15 protein-coding genes are annotated in these 15,290 nt (G+C 40.5%); 13 read left to right on the top strand and 2 right to left on the bottom strand.

Annotated elements, in window-relative coordinates:
• The first annotated feature begins 89 nt into the window (after window positions 1–89).
• From PVK62_RS09845 to rpoS, 12 genes are all read left to right on the top strand, one after another.
• Window positions 90–1,223 (top strand): flagellin, encoded by a 1,134-nt coding sequence (locus PVK62_RS09845; RefSeq protein ID WP_274444147.1) that lies wholly within the window; start codon window positions 90–92, stop codon window positions 1,221–1,223.
• 100 nt (window positions 1,224–1,323) lie between these two features.
• A complete protein-coding gene (gene mazG / locus PVK62_RS09840; RefSeq protein ID WP_274444148.1) occupies window positions 1,324–2,145 on the top strand; it encodes a nucleoside triphosphate pyrophosphohydrolase in 822 nt (273 codons plus the stop codon).
• A 132-nt stretch (window positions 2,146–2,277) separates the two neighbouring features.
• Window positions 2,278–3,918: a CTP synthase gene (locus PVK62_RS09835; RefSeq protein ID WP_274444149.1), complete on the top strand. Its 1,641-nt coding sequence runs from the start codon at window positions 2,278–2,280 to the stop codon at window positions 3,916–3,918.
• A gap of 79 nt (window positions 3,919–3,997) precedes the next feature.
• Window positions 3,998–5,296, top strand: coding sequence for a phosphopyruvate hydratase (eno, locus tag PVK62_RS09830; RefSeq protein WP_130044966.1), 1,299 nt, complete (start codon window positions 3,998–4,000; stop codon window positions 5,294–5,296).
• A gap of 173 nt (window positions 5,297–5,469) precedes the next feature.
• Window positions 5,470–5,754: a cell division protein FtsB gene (gene ftsB / locus PVK62_RS09825; RefSeq protein WP_274444150.1), complete on the top strand. Its 285-nt coding sequence runs from the start codon at window positions 5,470–5,472 to the stop codon at window positions 5,752–5,754.
• A gap of 3 nt (window positions 5,755–5,757) precedes the next feature.
• Window positions 5,758–6,474 (top strand): 2-C-methyl-D-erythritol 4-phosphate cytidylyltransferase, encoded by a 717-nt coding sequence (gene ispD / locus PVK62_RS09820; protein WP_274444151.1) that lies wholly within the window; start codon window positions 5,758–5,760, stop codon window positions 6,472–6,474.
• Complete coding sequence (ispF, locus tag PVK62_RS09815; protein WP_274444152.1) at window positions 6,474–6,953, top strand: 2-C-methyl-D-erythritol 2,4-cyclodiphosphate synthase; 480 nt, start codon at window positions 6,474–6,476, stop codon at window positions 6,951–6,953. Before ispD ends, ispF begins: the two co-directional genes overlap by 1 nt.
• A 15-nt stretch (window positions 6,954–6,968) precedes the next feature.
• Complete coding sequence (truD, locus tag PVK62_RS09810; protein ID WP_274444153.1) at window positions 6,969–8,015, top strand: tRNA pseudouridine(13) synthase TruD; 1,047 nt, start codon at window positions 6,969–6,971, stop codon at window positions 8,013–8,015.
• A 30-nt stretch (window positions 8,016–8,045) separates the two neighbouring features.
• Complete coding sequence (gene surE / locus PVK62_RS09805) at window positions 8,046–8,807, top strand: 5'/3'-nucleotidase SurE (protein ID WP_274444154.1); 762 nt, start codon at window positions 8,046–8,048, stop codon at window positions 8,805–8,807.
• Window positions 8,807–9,433, top strand: coding sequence for a protein-L-isoaspartate(D-aspartate) O-methyltransferase (locus PVK62_RS09800; protein ID WP_274444155.1), 627 nt, complete (start codon window positions 8,807–8,809; stop codon window positions 9,431–9,433). The genes surE and PVK62_RS09800 overlap by 1 nt, the downstream gene beginning before the upstream one ends.
• Before the next feature lie 14 nt (window positions 9,434–9,447).
• On the top strand, window positions 9,448–10,431 hold the full coding sequence (locus tag PVK62_RS09795; RefSeq protein WP_274444198.1) for a peptidoglycan DD-metalloendopeptidase family protein: 984 nt from the start codon (window positions 9,448–9,450) through the stop codon (window positions 10,429–10,431).
• Between the two features lie 55 nt (window positions 10,432–10,486).
• Window positions 10,487–11,452: an RNA polymerase sigma factor RpoS gene (gene rpoS / locus PVK62_RS09790; RefSeq protein ID WP_274444157.1), complete on the top strand. Its 966-nt coding sequence runs from the start codon at window positions 10,487–10,489 to the stop codon at window positions 11,450–11,452.
• Between the two features lie 96 nt (window positions 11,453–11,548).
• Here rpoS and PVK62_RS09785 read toward each other — a convergent pair whose 3' ends face one another.
• The gene (locus PVK62_RS09785) at window positions 11,549–12,109 is read right to left on the bottom strand and encodes a DUF2301 domain-containing membrane protein (RefSeq protein ID WP_274444158.1); all 561 of its coding nucleotides are present in this window, start codon (window positions 12,107–12,109) and stop codon (window positions 11,549–11,551) included.
• Between the two features lie 413 nt (window positions 12,110–12,522).
• Here PVK62_RS09785 and PVK62_RS09780 point away from each other — a divergent pair, with 413 nt between their 5' ends.
• Window positions 12,523–13,737 carry a NupC/NupG family nucleoside CNT transporter gene (locus PVK62_RS09780; RefSeq protein ID WP_274444160.1) on the top strand — a complete coding sequence of 405 codons (1,215 nt, stop codon included), beginning with the start codon at window positions 12,523–12,525 and terminating at the stop codon, window positions 13,735–13,737.
• Window positions 13,738–13,821: 84 nt separating this feature from the next.
• Here the strand turns inward: PVK62_RS09780 and PVK62_RS09775 are convergent, their stop codons facing one another.
• Entirely contained in the window at window positions 13,822–15,150 is a 1,329-nt protein-coding gene (locus PVK62_RS09775; RefSeq protein ID WP_274444161.1) for an anaerobic C4-dicarboxylate transporter, read from the bottom strand.
• Window positions 15,151–15,290 lie beyond the last annotated feature (140 nt).

The raw sequence follows: 15,290 nt of genomic DNA, 5'->3' as shown, positions 1-15,290 counted from the left end.
TGAAATATCAGGCCGTAAATATAGGTATCAACGATGAATTATAGGCTTCTATCCTATAACAATAAGTGAAGCCGACCGGAGCAAATATTATGTCAATTTCAGTAAATACAAACATCTCAGCAATGACAGCACAACGTTACATGAACAATGCAACCGCTGCTCAAACTGATTCAATGGAGAAATTGTCTTCAGGTTCAAAAATCAACAGCGCTGCTGATGATGCTTCTGGTCTGCAGATCTCAAATCGTATGACAGCACAAACTCGTGGTTTAGATGTTGCGGTTCGTAACGCTAACGACGGTATGTCAATTGCGCAAACAGCAGAAGGCGCAATGAAAGAAACGACTAACGTACTTCAACGTTTACGTGACTTATCGCTACAATCTTCAAACGGCTCAAATACTGACGCTGACCGTAAAGCGATGCAAGAAGAAGCAAGTTCACTGACTGATGAGTTGAACCGTATTGCTGAAACAACGTCTTTTGGTGGTACTCGTTTAATTAACGGTGAGTTTGGTACAAAATCTTTCCAAATTGGTGCTGATTCAGGTGAAGCAGTGGCAATGACACTAAACAGCATGCGTGCTGATGAGTCGACAATGGGTGGTAAATCGTACTTCGCAGAAGAAGGTCGTGATATCAACTGGACGGTGGGTAAAGAAAACACACAATTTAATGTGACGTATAACGATAAAAACGGCAACCCTCAAGAAATCAACATCTCAGCAAAAGCAGGTGATGATATTGAAGAGTTAGCAACTTACATTAACGGTCAAACGAACGAACTAAGCGCATCTGTAACTGAAGATGGCGTACTTCAAGTGTTCATGTCAGGCGAAACTATCTCTTCACCATTAGAGTTCAATGGCTCTCTAGCGAATGAATTAAAAATGGGTGGCGAGTCAGACGATACGGTTGCATCTATGGACCTAACAACCGTTGGTGGCGCACAGCGTTCAATTGATGTGATTGATGCTGCTCTAGAATACGTTGATGGTAATCGTGCTTCATTAGGTGCATTCCAAAACCGTTTTGAAAGTGCCGTTAAAAACTTAACTAACATTAACGAAAATATCACTGATTCAAATAGCCAAATTAAAGACACTGATTTTGCTAAAGAGACAACAAACTTAACGAAGACGCAAATTTTAAGTCAATCAAGTTCGTCAATTTTAGCACAAGCAAAACAAGCGCCAAGCATGGCAATGAGCTTATTAGGTTAAGTTAACAGAAAGCCTTCTTAATTTAAGGCGAATGTATTTTTAAAAAAGCGGTGACTATAATGGTCACCGCTTTTTTGTTTTTAAATCGTAGGGAATAGAAATGACAACCAAAAATAATATTGAACAATTACTTTCAATAATGGCTCAATTAAGAGATGAAGAATCCGGTTGTCCGTGGGATAGAAAGCAAACTTTTGATTCTATTATTCCACATACTATAGAAGAGACTTATGAAGTGGTGGATGCGATTCATAAGAAGGACTGGGAGAACTTAAAAGAAGAGTTAGGAGATTTACTATTCCAGGTTATTTTCTACGCTCAAATGGCAAGAGAGGACGGTTTGTTTGATTTTAGCGATGTGGTTGATACGTTAAATGAAAAATTGGTTCGTCGTCATCCGCATGTCTTTGGTGATGATGAATTTGCATCAGAAGAAGAGATCACAGCGAATTGGGATAAAGTTAAGCAACAAGAACGTTTGGATAAAGCATCATCGGAGCAAGACTTATCTTCTCAACAGAGTATTTTAGATTCTATCCCAAGCGCTTTGCCAGGATTACTACGAGCAAATAAGCTTCAGAAGCAGTGTGCAAAGGTCGGTTTTGATTGGGATGACTTACAACCGGTTGCCGATAAGGTAAATGAAGAGGTTGCAGAGGTTCTCGAAGAGGCTCTTAAAAAACCGAGAAATGAAGCCAAACTTGAAGAAGAGTTAGGAGATTTACTTTTTGCTACAGTAAATTTTTCTCGTCATTTAGGAAAAAATCCGGAGCAAGCGTTATGCAAAGCAAATGATAAGTTTGAGCGCCGATTTCGACAAATTGAGGCGAACGTCGCCAAAAAGAATAAAAAAATAGAGCAATGTGATTTAAATGAACTAGACTCTGAATGGGAAAATGTGAAGCGAAGTGAGCGGAATTGATTTGGAGCAAAAAATAAATCAATTAACTGTGATACTTTTCACGTTGTGGCGATAAAGCGGTTCTGGTATATTCACTTCCCGTCCAGATGAAATCCATTTTTATTCCTCATTTACACCAATTTCAGGTAACGTATGACGACGAATTACATTTTTGTAACTGGCGGGGTTGTATCCTCACTAGGTAAAGGTATTGCAGCAGCATCATTAGCAGCTATTCTTGAAGCTCGTGGCTTAAAAGTCACTATGATGAAGCTTGACCCATACATCAACGTTGATCCAGGCACTATGAGCCCAACTCAACACGGTGAAGTATTCGTCACGGAAGACGGCGCAGAAACAGATCTAGACTTAGGTCACTACGAGCGCTTCATCCGCACCAAAATGACTAAGCGTAACAACTTTACTGCTGGTCGAGTATACGCAGATGTTCTACGTAAAGAACGTCGCGGTGACTACTTAGGTGCAACAATCCAAGTTATCCCTCATATTACTAATGCGATTAAAGAACGTGTTATTTCTGGCGCTAAAGGCCACGATATCGCAATCGTAGAAGTTGGTGGTACCGTTGGTGATATCGAATCTCTACCATTCATGGAAGCGATCCGTCAGCTAGCAGTAGAGTTAGGCCGTGAGCGTGCTATGTTTATGCACTTAACACTGGTTCCTTACTTAGGCGCTGCAGGTGAGCTTAAAACTAAGCCAACTCAACACTCAGTAAAAGAACTACTATCTATCGGTATCCAACCAGATATCCTAGTTTGTCGTTCTGATCGTGTTATCCCAGCGAACGAACGTAAGAAAATTGCTCTTTTCTGTAATGTTCAAGAAAAAGCAGTTATCTCAATGAAAGACGTAGATTCAATCTACAAAATCCCACAACTTATCAAAGCACAAGGTACTGATGAATTAGTATGTCAACGCTTTGGTATTACCGCTCCTGAAGCTGATCTTTCTGAGTGGGAACAAGTAATTTATGAAGAAGCGAACCCAACTGGTGAAGTTACTATCGGTATGGTTGGTAAATACATTGAATTACCAGACGCTTACAAGTCAGTAAACGAAGCATTAAAACATGCGGGCTTGAAAAACCGTCTAAACGTCACTATTAAATATGTAGATTCACAAGATGTAGAATCTAAAGGTACTGAAATCCTAGAAGGTCTAGACGCAATTCTAGTTCCTGGAGGTTTCGGTGATCGCGGTATTGAAGGTAAGATCCTTGCTGCTCAATACGCTCGTGAAAATGAAGTACCATATTTAGGGATCTGTCTTGGTATGCAAGTTGCGCTGATTGAATATGCGCGTAACGTTGCTAATATGGAAGGGGCTCACTCTTCTGAATTCTCTAAAGACACGAAGTTCCCTGTAGTAGGTTTAATCACTGAGTGGATTGATGGCGACGGCAATGTTGAAGAGCGTACTGAGAAATCAGATCTAGGCGGTACAATGCGTCTTGGTTCTCAACTATGTCACCTTGCTAAAGGTTCAAAAGCTCGTGAACTTTACGGTAACGCAACTGTTGAAGAGCGTCACCGTCACCGTTATGAAGTAAATAATAATTTACTTCCTCAGCTTGAAAAAGCCGGTCTTAAGATTTCAGGCCTATCAGCTGATAAGAAGCTGGTGGAAATTATTGAAATCCCTAACCACCCATGGTTTGTGGCAGCTCAATTCCACCCAGAATTCACATCAACACCTCGTGATGGTCACCCATTATTTGAAGGTTTTGTTAAAGCTGCGGGCGTAAATGCACGCGGTGAATTAGAAAAGTAATAGGATATTACGGATAGCTGCTCAATGTTGTAGCAGCTATTTTTAGCTTTTAAATTAAAGATAAAGTAGAGGAAACACAATGTCTAAGATCGTTAAAGTTCTAGGTCGTGAAATCATCGATTCTCGTGGTAACCCAACAGTTGAAGCTGAAGTTCACCTAGAAAGTGGTTTTGTAGGTATGGCTGCTGCTCCATCTGGCGCATCTACAGGTTCTCGTGAAGCTCTTGAGCTACGTGATGGCGACAAATCTCGTTTCCTAGGTAAAGGTGTTCTTAAAGCTATCGCAGCTGTAAATGGTCCAATCGCAGAAGCTCTAATCGGCAAAGACGCGAAAAACCAAGCTGAAATCGACCAAATCATGATCGATTTAGATGGTACTGAAAACAAAGCAAACTTTGGTGCTAACGCAATCCTTGCTGTTTCTCTAGCGAATGCTAAAGCAGCTGCAGCAGCTAAGTCTATGCCTCTTTACGCACACATTGCTGACCTAAACGGCACTCCAGGCGTATTCTCTATGCCTCTACCAATGATGAACATCATCAACGGTGGTGAGCACGCTGATAACAACGTTGATATCCAAGAGTTCATGATTCAACCTGTTGGCGCTAAAACGCTTAAAGAAGCTCTACGTATCGGTGCTGAAGTATTCCACAACCTAGCTAAAGTTCTTAAGTCTAAAGGCTACAGCACTGCAGTTGGTGATGAAGGCGGTTTCGCTCCTAACCTTAAATCTAACGCTGAAGCGCTAGAAGTTATCGCAGAAGCTGTTGCCGCTGCTGGTTACGAGCTAGGTAAAGACGTTACTCTTGCTATGGACTGTGCTGCTTCTGAGTTCTTTAACAAAGAAGACGGTATCTACGACCTTAAAGGCGAAGGTAAGAAATTTACGGCTGAAGAGTTCAACCATTACCTAGCTGGTCTTGTTGAGCAATTCCCAATCGTATCTATCGAAGATGGTCTTGATGAGTCTGATTGGACTGGTTTCAAACACCAAACTGAACTTCTAGGCGACAAAATCCAACTAGTTGGTGACGATCTATTCGTTACAAACACTAAGATTCTTGCTCGTGGTATCGAAGAAGGCATCACTAACTCAATTCTTATCAAGTTCAACCAAATCGGTTCACTTACAGAGACTCTAGCTGCAATCAAGATGGCTAAAGATGCTGGTTTCACAGCAGTTATCTCTCACCGTTCTGGCGAAACTGAAGATGCAACAATTGCTGATCTAGCAGTTGGTACAGCTGCAGGTCAAATCAAAACTGGTTCTATGAGCCGTTCTGACCGTGTTGCTAAGTACAACCAACTTATCCGTATCGAAGAAGCTCTAGGTGAACTAGCACCATTCAACGGCCTTAAAGAAGTTAAAGGTCAATAATCTCAATTTTTGAGAGTATGACTTAATTCTTTAATCGTTCGATTAGAATTTTGATACAAAAACCGTCTCATTTGAGGCGGTTTTTTTTATTTCCGCTAGACAGCTAGTGAAGTTCTAATGATGGATTGATATAGTTAGCTTTCTTTTATCATTACCAATTTTGTGGAGCAATCATGCGCGCTTTTGCCCTTTTATTACTGTTCACCTTAGGCTGGCTTCAATCGACGTTATGGTTTGGTAAGAATGGACTGTCGGATTATGCAACAGTGTCTGATGATGTCATCTTACAAGAAGAGGTTAATCAAGGATTACGAAACCGTAATGAGCAGATGTTTGCTGAGATTGATGACTTAAAAAAAGGCTCAGAAGCGATAGAAGAACGAGCTCGGCATGAGTTGGGAATGATAAAAAAAGGCGAAACCTTTTATCGAATTATTGATGAAGACAGTGAGGGGTAATTGATGTCTATAAGTTCTGATTTTTCAATTAGTGTTATAGTTCCTGCTGCTGGAGTGGGGAGCCGTATGAAAGCGGATCGGCCAAAACAGTATTTATTACTTGATGGAAAAACCATTTTAGAACATACCATTGATCAATTACTGGCTTTTCCTAGTATTGATAAAGTGATAGTCGCTATTAGCGACATCGACCCTTACTTTAATGAATTGCCAATATCAAAGAATAAGCGGGTAATACGTGTCTCAGGAGGCGTAGAACGAGCCGATTCTGTGCTTTCAGGCCTAGTGTATTTAAAAGAGCATCAACTCAGTGAGTGGGTAATGGTGCATGATGCTGCGCGTCCTTGCATTCGACATGATGACATTGAAAAATTGATCGCTGAAGTTATTCCTCATCATATTGGTGGCATTTTGGCTTCTCCCGTACGAGATACAATGAAACAAGCCAATCAAGAGTCGATCATTGAAAACACCATTGATCGCAGTGTGTTATGGCATGCATTAACTCCGCAACTTTTCACAACAGAGCTGTTGTATTCGGCATTAAAAATAGGATTAGAAAAAGGCGTATCGATAACCGATGAATCTTCTGCTATCGAATTAATGGGGTATCAGCCTAAACTCGTTCATGGGCGTGCCGATAACTTAAAAGTCACGCAACCGGAAGATCTTGATTTAGCTGAGTTCTATCTTCACAAAATGAAAAAGGAAACCAAATAATGAGAATTGGACACGGATTTGATGTACATAAATTTGGTGGCGAAGGCCCCGTCATTATTGGTGGTGTCAGTGTTCCTTATGAGCAAGGGTTAATTGCGCATTCAGATGGTGATGTCGCACTTCATGCATTGTGTGATGCATTACTTGGCGCAATAGCAGAAGGCGATATCGGACGACACTTTCCTGATACCGATGATAAGTGGAAAGGGGCAGATAGCCGAGCTTTATTGAGAGATGTATACCGTAGAGTAAAAGAAAAAGGATTAGTCTTAGGTAATGCAGATGTGACTATCATCGCTCAAGCTCCTAAAATGGCACCACATATAGAAGCAATGTGCAGTGCAATTGCTGAAGATTTAGAAACCAGTTTAGATAATGTAAACGTGAAAGCAACCACATCAGAGCGTTTAGGTTTTACTGGAAGAAAAGAAGGCATCGCTTGTGAAGCGGTGGTGCTGTTAGTTAAAACATCTTATTAATTAGAGACACATTCTATGTCAGACATCATGTCTAATTTTTCGTGGTTATACGGAAAACCAGTAGCAACAGGTAAATTAAAGCAACTACCAGAGCATTTCATTGTAAAAGAAGTGCTAGGATTTTCGTTCACTGGTAAAGGTGAACACCTAATGGTTAAGATCCGTAAAACGGGTGAAAATACCAAATATGTTGCTAATGAATTAGCTAAATTTTGTGGTGTAAAATCAAAAGACATCAGCTGGGCTGGCTTAAAAGATCGTCATGCCGTGACAGAGCAATGGTTAAGTGTTCACTTACCAAAAAGCGATCATCTTAAATTTGCCTTATTTGAAGCGACACACCCAGGTGTTGAAATTTTAGAAATGACACGTCACAACAAAAAATTACGTCCGGGTGATCTTCTAGGAAACCGCTTTCAGTTAATTGCAACTGAAGTGACTGACATGGAAGATGTATTGGCTCGTTTAGAAAAAGTGAAGTTAACTGGTGTGCCAAACTATTTTGGTGCTCAACGTTTTGGCCATGAAGGTAATAACGTAACAGAAGCACGCCGTTGGGGTCGTGAAAATGTGCGTACTCGTGATAATACTAAGCGTAGCTTCTATCTGTCTGCTGCTCGCTCTTGGATTTTCAATCATATTGTTTCTCAAAGAATAACAGAGGGTTACTTCTCTCAACCTGTTGATGGTGATATTCTATTAGATCAAAATGATCGTATTGTAAATGAGAATGTGACATCACAAGAGAGCATTCAAAAAATTCAAAATGGTGAATTGTCTATCTCTGCTGCGCTAGCAGGTGATAATCAGCTTCCTACGAAAGATAAAGCACTTACGTTTGAGCAACCTCAATTGGATGCTGAACCTGATTTAATGGCGTTGATCTGTGGTAACCGTATGCGTCATGAGCGTCGCAGTGTTGAATTACATCCAGAGAATTTAACGTGGTCTTCTGAAGGCGATACGTTAACGCTGAGTTTCTCTTTAACATCAGGCAGTTTTGCAACTGTGATTGTGCGTGAATTACTGCAAGAAATCGAAGTAGAGCGTACATACGATTAGTACCGTTTAGAATGAGAAGTGGAGAGTTGAGTGAGTAAATTGCGTATATTGCTAAGTAATGATGATGGGGTATTTGCTGAGGGAATAAACATACTTGCAAATGTGCTTTCGGATATTGCCGATATTACCATTGTAGCGCCTGATCGTAATCGTTCTGGAGCATCAAATTCTCTGACTCTGGAATCACCACTTCGAGTTCGTCAAATAGCAGGCAATATTCATTCCGTGCAAGGAACGCCAACCGATTGTGTGCACTTTGCATTGAATGAATTAATGAAAGATAACTTACCTGATCTAATCATTGCTGGCATTAATCATGGTGCGAATTTAGGTGATGACACCCTCTATTCAGGTACAGTTGCAGCGGCAACAGAAGGGCATTTTCTAGGGTTACCCGCAATAGCGATATCTTTAGTTGGACGCACACATTTCGATACGGCAGCTCAAGTTGCTTTAGCATTGGTTAAGAAGCATTTAGAAAAACCGTTAACAACAAAAAGAGTACTCAACGTTAATGTCCCTGACTGTGAATATGTTCAACTCTCTTCTTGGGAAGTGACTCGTTTAGGGGCAAGGCATCACTCAGAAAGTATGATTAAAGACACCGATCCCCGGGGAGAAACTATTTATTGGTTAGGTCCTCCTGGCAAAAAGCAAGACGCTGGTAAAGGAACTGATTTTTATGCTGTTAAGCATAATCATGTATCAATAACGCCGTTACAAGTTGATTTAACCGCTCATGACTCATTAACTATGATGGTAGATTGGTTATCAATAGAGAGTGATAAATAATGACGAATTCACGAGCTGAATTACTTGAACAGTTTTTACGCCAGCAAGGTATCCAAGATGAACACGTTTTGGCTGCGATTCGAGCTTTGCCGCGAGAGCGTTTTATTCCAGAGGCATTAGGACATCAAGCGTATCAAAATAACGCACTGCCTATTGGTGAGGGACAAACAATATCTCAGCCTTATATCGTTGCGAAAATGACTGAGCTATTAGAACTACAGCGTGACTCTCATGTATTAGAAATTGGTACCGGCTCTGGTTATCAAACCGCAGTATTGGCGCAATTACTTGATCATATAAACTCCGTTGAACGGATCAAGTTGCTTCAATGGAATGCCAAGCGCCTATTAAAGCAATTGGATATTTATAACGTATCGACTAAGCACGCAGATGGGTGGCAAGGTTGGGCAAACAAAGGCCCTTTTGATGCTATTATTGTTACCGCTGCTGCTAAATCAATTCCCAATGATTTATTGTGGCAATTAAAAGAGGGTGGCCGACTTGTGATCCCTATTGGCGAAGAAACACAATATTTATATCGTATTGTTCGTCAGGGTGATGAGTTTTACTCAGAAGTCATCGAAGAGGTGCGTTTTGTGCCATTAGTAGCAGGCGAATTAGCATAATAATAATGAATAAAATGACAGTGTTCTCTTCTCGTTTGTGGTTAATAACCACACTATTTAGCTTGTTGCTTTCTGGTTGCTCTATGGGACCACATCGCCCCGCGCCTGTATCTAGTGTAAATAACTCTTCTTCTTCATACGGAGGAGCAGAACGTGGCAGCTATAGGGGCAGTTATTATCGAGTTGAAAAAGGGGATACGTTATATTTCATTTCTTATGTTACTAATAAAGATGTTAAAGAACTGATAGCTTATAACGAGCTAAAAGCACCTTATTTAATCCACCCAGGACAAAAAATCAAATTATGGGGACCTAAATATGTAGCCCCTGCTTATGGTGATGGCGGTCACCTCGTAAATGAAAAGAACAGTACCCCAAAGACCACTGCAACAGCTGTTGCGGTTGTTCCTTTTGTTGCTGATAAACCAGTAAGTAGTTCTAAACCAACAATAGTTAAGAGCTCTCCTCCCCCTTTAGCACAAAAAACAAGCACGAAAAAGGTTGAAAAGCCGAAACCTAAGGAGTATGTTGGTAGTAACAAACCAGTAACATCTTCTAAGCCGAAGCCGGTTGTTAAACCAAAACCAAAACCTGTTCCTAAGCCAAAACCAGTACCGCAAAAATCAGAGAAAGTAGATTCATGGTTATGGCCAACTAAGGGGCGAATTATTGCTAAGTTTTCGACAGGAGAACAAGGAAATAAAGGGATCGATATTGCAGGTCAACGAGGCCAAGACATCATCTCAACAGCAAAAGGAAAAGTGGTTTATGCAGGTAATGCACTACGAGGTTATGGCAATTTAATAATTATTAAACATAACGACGACTATTTAAGTGCTTATGCTCATAATGAATCACTGTTTGTAAAGGAAGGTCAAAGTGTGAGTGCAGGACAAAAAATTGCATCAATGGGCAGCTCAAGTACAAGCAGCGTTCGTTTACATTTTGAGATCCGTTTTAGAGGGAAATCGGTAAATCCACAACGGTATTTACCTTAACAGGGATGACATAGCTGAGTTGTAATGTCTTGCTGGCTCGCCATGGGGAGGCGCTATGAGTAAAAGCAATGCAGTAACTAAAAAAGTTGAAGAGTTCGATTTAGAGACAATCAATGATAATGAATCAGCGAGTGTAGTAGAAAAATCGGAACGCCTTGAGGTAAGTCGCTCACAAAAAGTAATGGATGCGACGCAACTGTACTTGGGTGAGATAGGTTTCTCACCGCTACTAACGGCAGAAGAAGAAGTGTACTTTAGTCGCCTAGCATTAAAAGGTGACGAAGCCGCTCGTTCTCGAATGATCGAGAGTAACCTTAGATTAGTGGTAAAAATAGCTCGTCGTTATAATCATCGTGGCCTCGCCTTATTAGATTTGGTGGAGGAAGGAAATCTTGGATTAATTCGAGCCGTTGAAAAGTTTGACCCAGAAAGAGGCTTTCGTTTCTCAACTTATGCCACATGGTGGATCCGTCAAACGATTGAGCGTGCCATCATGAATCAAACTCGAACCATACGTTTACCGATCCATGTTGTAAAAGAATTGAATGTATATCTACGCGCCGCTCGTGAGTTATCACAAAAGCTTGATCATGAGCCAACACCAGAAGAGATTGCAGAGAAACTCGACAAACCCGTTAGTGATGTAAGTCGAATGCTACGTTTGAATGAACGAGTGGCCTCTGTTGATTCAATGGTTGCGGGTGAATCAGATAAAGCACTACTTGATATCCTACCTGACACTAAGCATGCTGATCCTGAAGCTGAAACTCAGACAGAGGATATTAATGCGTCACTTGTTGGTTGGCTTGGTCAATTAAACCCTAAGCAGAAAGAAGTAGTAGCACGACGCTTTGGGCTATTGGGTTATGAGACAGCGACACTAGAGCAAGTAGGTAAAGAAATTGGATTAACTCGTGAGCGAGTAAGACAGATCCAAGTCGAAGGGCTGCGTCGTTTAAGAGAAATCATGACGCAGCAAGGCCTGAACATGGAAACGTTATTCGCGGTTGAAGAATATTAACCACGATTAGTATCAACCTAGATTGATATACATCATGAAATAATAAGAAAGCCACAGTACATAATGTCCTGTGGCTTTTTCTATTTTTGGCTTTAGTTAATTCTGATAATACGCTTTATTGCCAATATCAAAATGAAGTGGCATTCGCCATTTTTGTATTGATAGGAAAAGAAAAATCATTCCGCAGAGAGCAAAGCAAATTATAGGAATAATCCAGACTTCAAGCGCGAGCATAAAGGTAGATACGCACAAGAGAATAGGAACTAATTTTAATCCCATCACTTTAAAGCAGAATGATTCTTTTAACGCAATTCCCGAAAAAGTCACAAAAAGAAAACCTAGTGGTAGCCAAAGCAGTTGAGAGTTATCAAGTTGAATTAATAACACTAACCCTATCCAAGCAGACCAAGTAATGATCATTCTGATTTTCTTGTCGTAAACATGTAAATTAGCAGCGCTCATTGCTGAGGATAGGGCAATAAAAATAAGCGCGAGTTCTTCTATTGGCTCATTAAGTAAAATGAGTGAAATATCATCAGCAATAGCGATGCTACTTAGAAATAGAGCCAAGGAAAATAAAGTAATACCAGCTCGATAAGTGATCACGCTGAGTTTATCAAGAAGATCAAGTTTCTCTATATGTTCTGGATTTGCCATTTTTAGGGCCTAATGGAAGTTACTTGCTTATGATTTTAGCACGTCTAATAAAGTAGGCCTTGTTTGAATTTAGTTTTGAATGTGTCATTTCAGTACGTGAGTTGATATTTGGTTTCTTATTTGCTACAAAGTTTTTTATTATAAGTAAAATTTGTGATTTAATTCACATATTTCGTGATTTTAAATTTGCTCTATGTATACTCCTACTCCCAATACAAGCCGTCACATGGAACAGTGAATGACCCCAAGGACTTGGACCAGCTACTGTTAAACAGCTTGTAAGGGTAAACAATGAACATACTTATTTCTATTATTACTTCCTCTTGGTGCAGTCACTTCTCACCGATCTCGTCATCTACGATGGCAGGCCCTTTTGTTTCTTCTTTTAATTCTAAAATTTTATAGGCGTAATGATGACTATTTTATTTAGCCTATTAGGCATGTGTGCACTTATTTTTTGTGCATGGGTATTCTCTGAGAAACGTTCAGCAATTAATTGGAAAACCGTATCTAGAGCCCTTTTATTACAACTTTCTTTTGCCGCTCTGGTGCTTTATTTTCCATGGGGACAAGCTGCGCTGGCTGGATTAAGTAATGGGGTGGCCAGTTTGCTTGGTTTCGCTGATGAAGGTATTGCCTTCTTATTTGGTGATTTAGCTTCAAGTGGTTTTATTTTTGCAATTCGCGTTCTCCCTATTATTATTTTCTTCAGTGCTCTTATCTCTGCTCTATATTATTTAGGTATCATGCAAAAAGTCATCGCTATTCTTGGTGGTGTAATTCAAAAATTCCTCGGTACAAGTAAAGTAGAATCTCTCGTCGCAACTGGTAACATCTTCCTTTCTCAAGGTGAATCTCCTCTTCTTATTCGTCCATTCCTAGCTCAAATGACCCGTTCAGAACTGTTTGCTGTAATGGCAGGTGGTATGGCATCGGTTGCTGGTAGTGTACTTGGTGGTTATGCTGGTTTAGGGGTAGAGCTTAAATACCTCATCGCGGCAAGTTTCATGGCGGCTCCAGGTAGTTTATTAATGGCGAAGATCCTCGTTCCTGAGCAATCAACACCGGTTGACCAACACGAACTAACGATTGATAAAAGCGAACAAAGTAATGTGGTGGATGCGCTAGCAAGTGGTGCAATGAACGGCATGAAAGTAGCTGTTGCTGTAGGTACTATGCTAATTGCGTTTGTAAGTGTTATCGCAATGCTAAACAGTGGTTTAGAAATGGTTGGCGAGTGGTTTGGTTTTGCGGGCATTACACTGCAAACGCTATTTGGTTACTTATTTGCACCAGTGGCTTGGGTTATCGGTGTACCTAAGCATGAGATGATCATGGCAGGGTCTTACATTGGACAAAAAATCGTGTTGAATGAGTTTGTTGCTTTCATCGACTTTGTTCAGCATAAAGACCAATTATCTGCTTACACTCAAGTGATTATTACTTTTGCTTTATGTGGTTTTGCTAATATCGGTTCTATTGCTATTCAATTAGGTTCTATTGGTGTGATGGCTCCAGAGCGTCGTGCTGAAGTAGCGAATATGGGCTTTAAAGCGGTACTAGCTGGTACGTTAGCTAACTTGATGAGCGCATGTTTAGCGGGTCTATTCTTTAGTTTATCGATGTAATAATCTTAAGCAAAAATAAAGCCCATGCAGTATGAAAATACGCATGGGCTTTTTTATTTTTGTTTTTAAATGGCGAGACTTTAATTAACCTATCACGATTTGACCTAATACATAGCCAAGCATACAGGCAGAAATTACCCCGATTAAACCGACTGACATAAATGAGTGGTTAAAGTAGTACTTACCAATTTTGGTTGTGCCTGAGCTATCAAAGTTAACCGTTGCAATATCTGATGGGTAATTTGGAATGAAGAAATAACCATATACCGCAGGCATCAAGCCTATCACCAAGGCCGGCTCTAATCCTAAAGCCAGACCAACAGGTAACATCATACGAGCCGTTGCGGCTTGTGAGTTAACCACAACAGATACAATGAATAATGCTAAAGCAAACGTCCATGGATGAAGTGTAACCATGTCTACAATGCCCGCTCTAAACTGAGGCATAGCGTATTGGAAGTACGTATCTGACATCCACGCGATACCGAAGATAGCAATTGCCGCAACCATACCAGATTTAAAGACCACACCATTAGGAACATCACGAGGATCGGTTTTCGTTGCTAATAGAATGACACCACCAAACGCTAGCATCATCATTTGAATAACAACAGACATTTTGATTGGTGCGCCACCTTCGGTGATCGTTCTCACCTCTGGCCACATTGCGATAACAACGATAGAAACAATAGCTCCTAAAAAGATAAGTACCGCGTTACGTGCTGTTGTTGGTAGTTTCTCATCTAAAGAAGTGGATGTTGTATTTAAGATTTTTTCACGCCAAACAGGATCTTTTAAGCGTGCTTGGTATTCTTCGTCATCTTCTAATTCTTTACCACGACGTAAGCTGTAAAGTGATAACATTAATGTACCGAATAGCGTTGCAGGCACGGTTACCATTAAGATAGACATTAGAGTAATAGAAGCGTCAATATCGACTAATTGTGCCAGATAATACACAACAGCAGCAGAAAGAGGTGAGGCTGTAATAGCGATTTGAGAAGCAACAGAAGCCGCAGCCATTGGTCGTTCAGGACGAATACCATTCTTAAGAGCGACATCACCAATGATTGGCATAATGGAGTACACCGCATGGCCAGTACCGAGTAAAAAGGTCATCGCATAAGTGACAAATGGCGCAATAATGGTAACGCGTTTAGGGTTCTTTCTTAAGATCCGTTCAGCCACTTGCAACATGTATTTTAGCCCTCCGGCAGCTTCTAATATCGAAGCACAGGTCACTACGGCTAAAATGATCAACATAACGGTGACAGGCGGAGAGGTTGGTGGCATTTTGAAGATAAAGACTTCAATCACCAAACCAATACCAGAAACTACCCCTAAACCTATCCCACCAAATCGAGAGCCGATATAGAGTACGAGTAATAAAAAGAGAAATTCAAAATACAACATAGATCCACCTGCATAAGTGCAATTTATAATTAAGATTAACTACAGGCATTAATAGCTTATATTTCATAGGGTTTTATTGAGCACGTTCTCATTTCGATTGTTGTTGGTTTTATAAATAGAGGCTTGATTGATCTGAATTA

Origin of the sequence: Aliivibrio sp. S3MY1, from assembly GCF_028765575.1 — a bacterium.
Classification (GTDB): Bacteria; Pseudomonadota; Gammaproteobacteria; order Enterobacterales; family Vibrionaceae; genus Aliivibrio.
The sequence above is the reverse complement of the archived record's forward strand: the minus strand, read 5'-3'. Positions and strand labels throughout refer to the sequence as shown.

Excerpts from the sequence above, each read along its gene's own strand:
- PVK62_RS09845 (WP_274444147.1), top strand. The coding sequence starts at position 90 with ATGTCAATTTCAGTAAATACAAACATCTCAGCAATGACAGCACAACGT.
- mazG (WP_274444148.1), top strand. The coding sequence starts at position 1,324 with ATGACAACCAAAAATAATATTGAACAATTACTTTCAATAATGGCTCAA.
- PVK62_RS09835 (WP_274444149.1), top strand. The coding sequence starts at position 2,278 with ATGACGACGAATTACATTTTTGTAACTGGCGGGGTTGTATCCTCACTA.
- eno (WP_130044966.1), top strand. The coding sequence starts at position 3,998 with ATGTCTAAGATCGTTAAAGTTCTAGGTCGTGAAATCATCGATTCTCGT.
- ftsB (WP_274444150.1), top strand. The coding sequence starts at position 5,470 with ATGCGCGCTTTTGCCCTTTTATTACTGTTCACCTTAGGCTGGCTTCAA.
- ispD (WP_274444151.1), top strand. The coding sequence starts at position 5,758 with ATGTCTATAAGTTCTGATTTTTCAATTAGTGTTATAGTTCCTGCTGCT.
- ispF (WP_274444152.1), top strand. The coding sequence starts at position 6,474 with ATGAGAATTGGACACGGATTTGATGTACATAAATTTGGTGGCGAAGGC.
- truD (WP_274444153.1), top strand. The coding sequence starts at position 6,969 with ATGTCAGACATCATGTCTAATTTTTCGTGGTTATACGGAAAACCAGTA.
- PVK62_RS09800 (WP_274444155.1), top strand. The coding sequence starts at position 8,807 with ATGACGAATTCACGAGCTGAATTACTTGAACAGTTTTTACGCCAGCAA.
- PVK62_RS09795 (WP_274444198.1), top strand. The coding sequence starts at position 9,448 with ATGACAGTGTTCTCTTCTCGTTTGTGGTTAATAACCACACTATTTAGC.
- rpoS (WP_274444157.1), top strand. The coding sequence starts at position 10,487 with ATGAGTAAAAGCAATGCAGTAACTAAAAAAGTTGAAGAGTTCGATTTA.
- PVK62_RS09785 (WP_274444158.1), bottom strand. The coding sequence starts at position 12,109 with ATGGCAAATCCAGAACATATAGAGAAACTTGATCTTCTTGATAAACTC.
- PVK62_RS09780 (WP_274444160.1), top strand. The coding sequence starts at position 12,523 with ATGACTATTTTATTTAGCCTATTAGGCATGTGTGCACTTATTTTTTGT.
- PVK62_RS09775 (WP_274444161.1), bottom strand. The coding sequence starts at position 15,150 with ATGTTGTATTTTGAATTTCTCTTTTTATTACTCGTACTCTATATCGGC.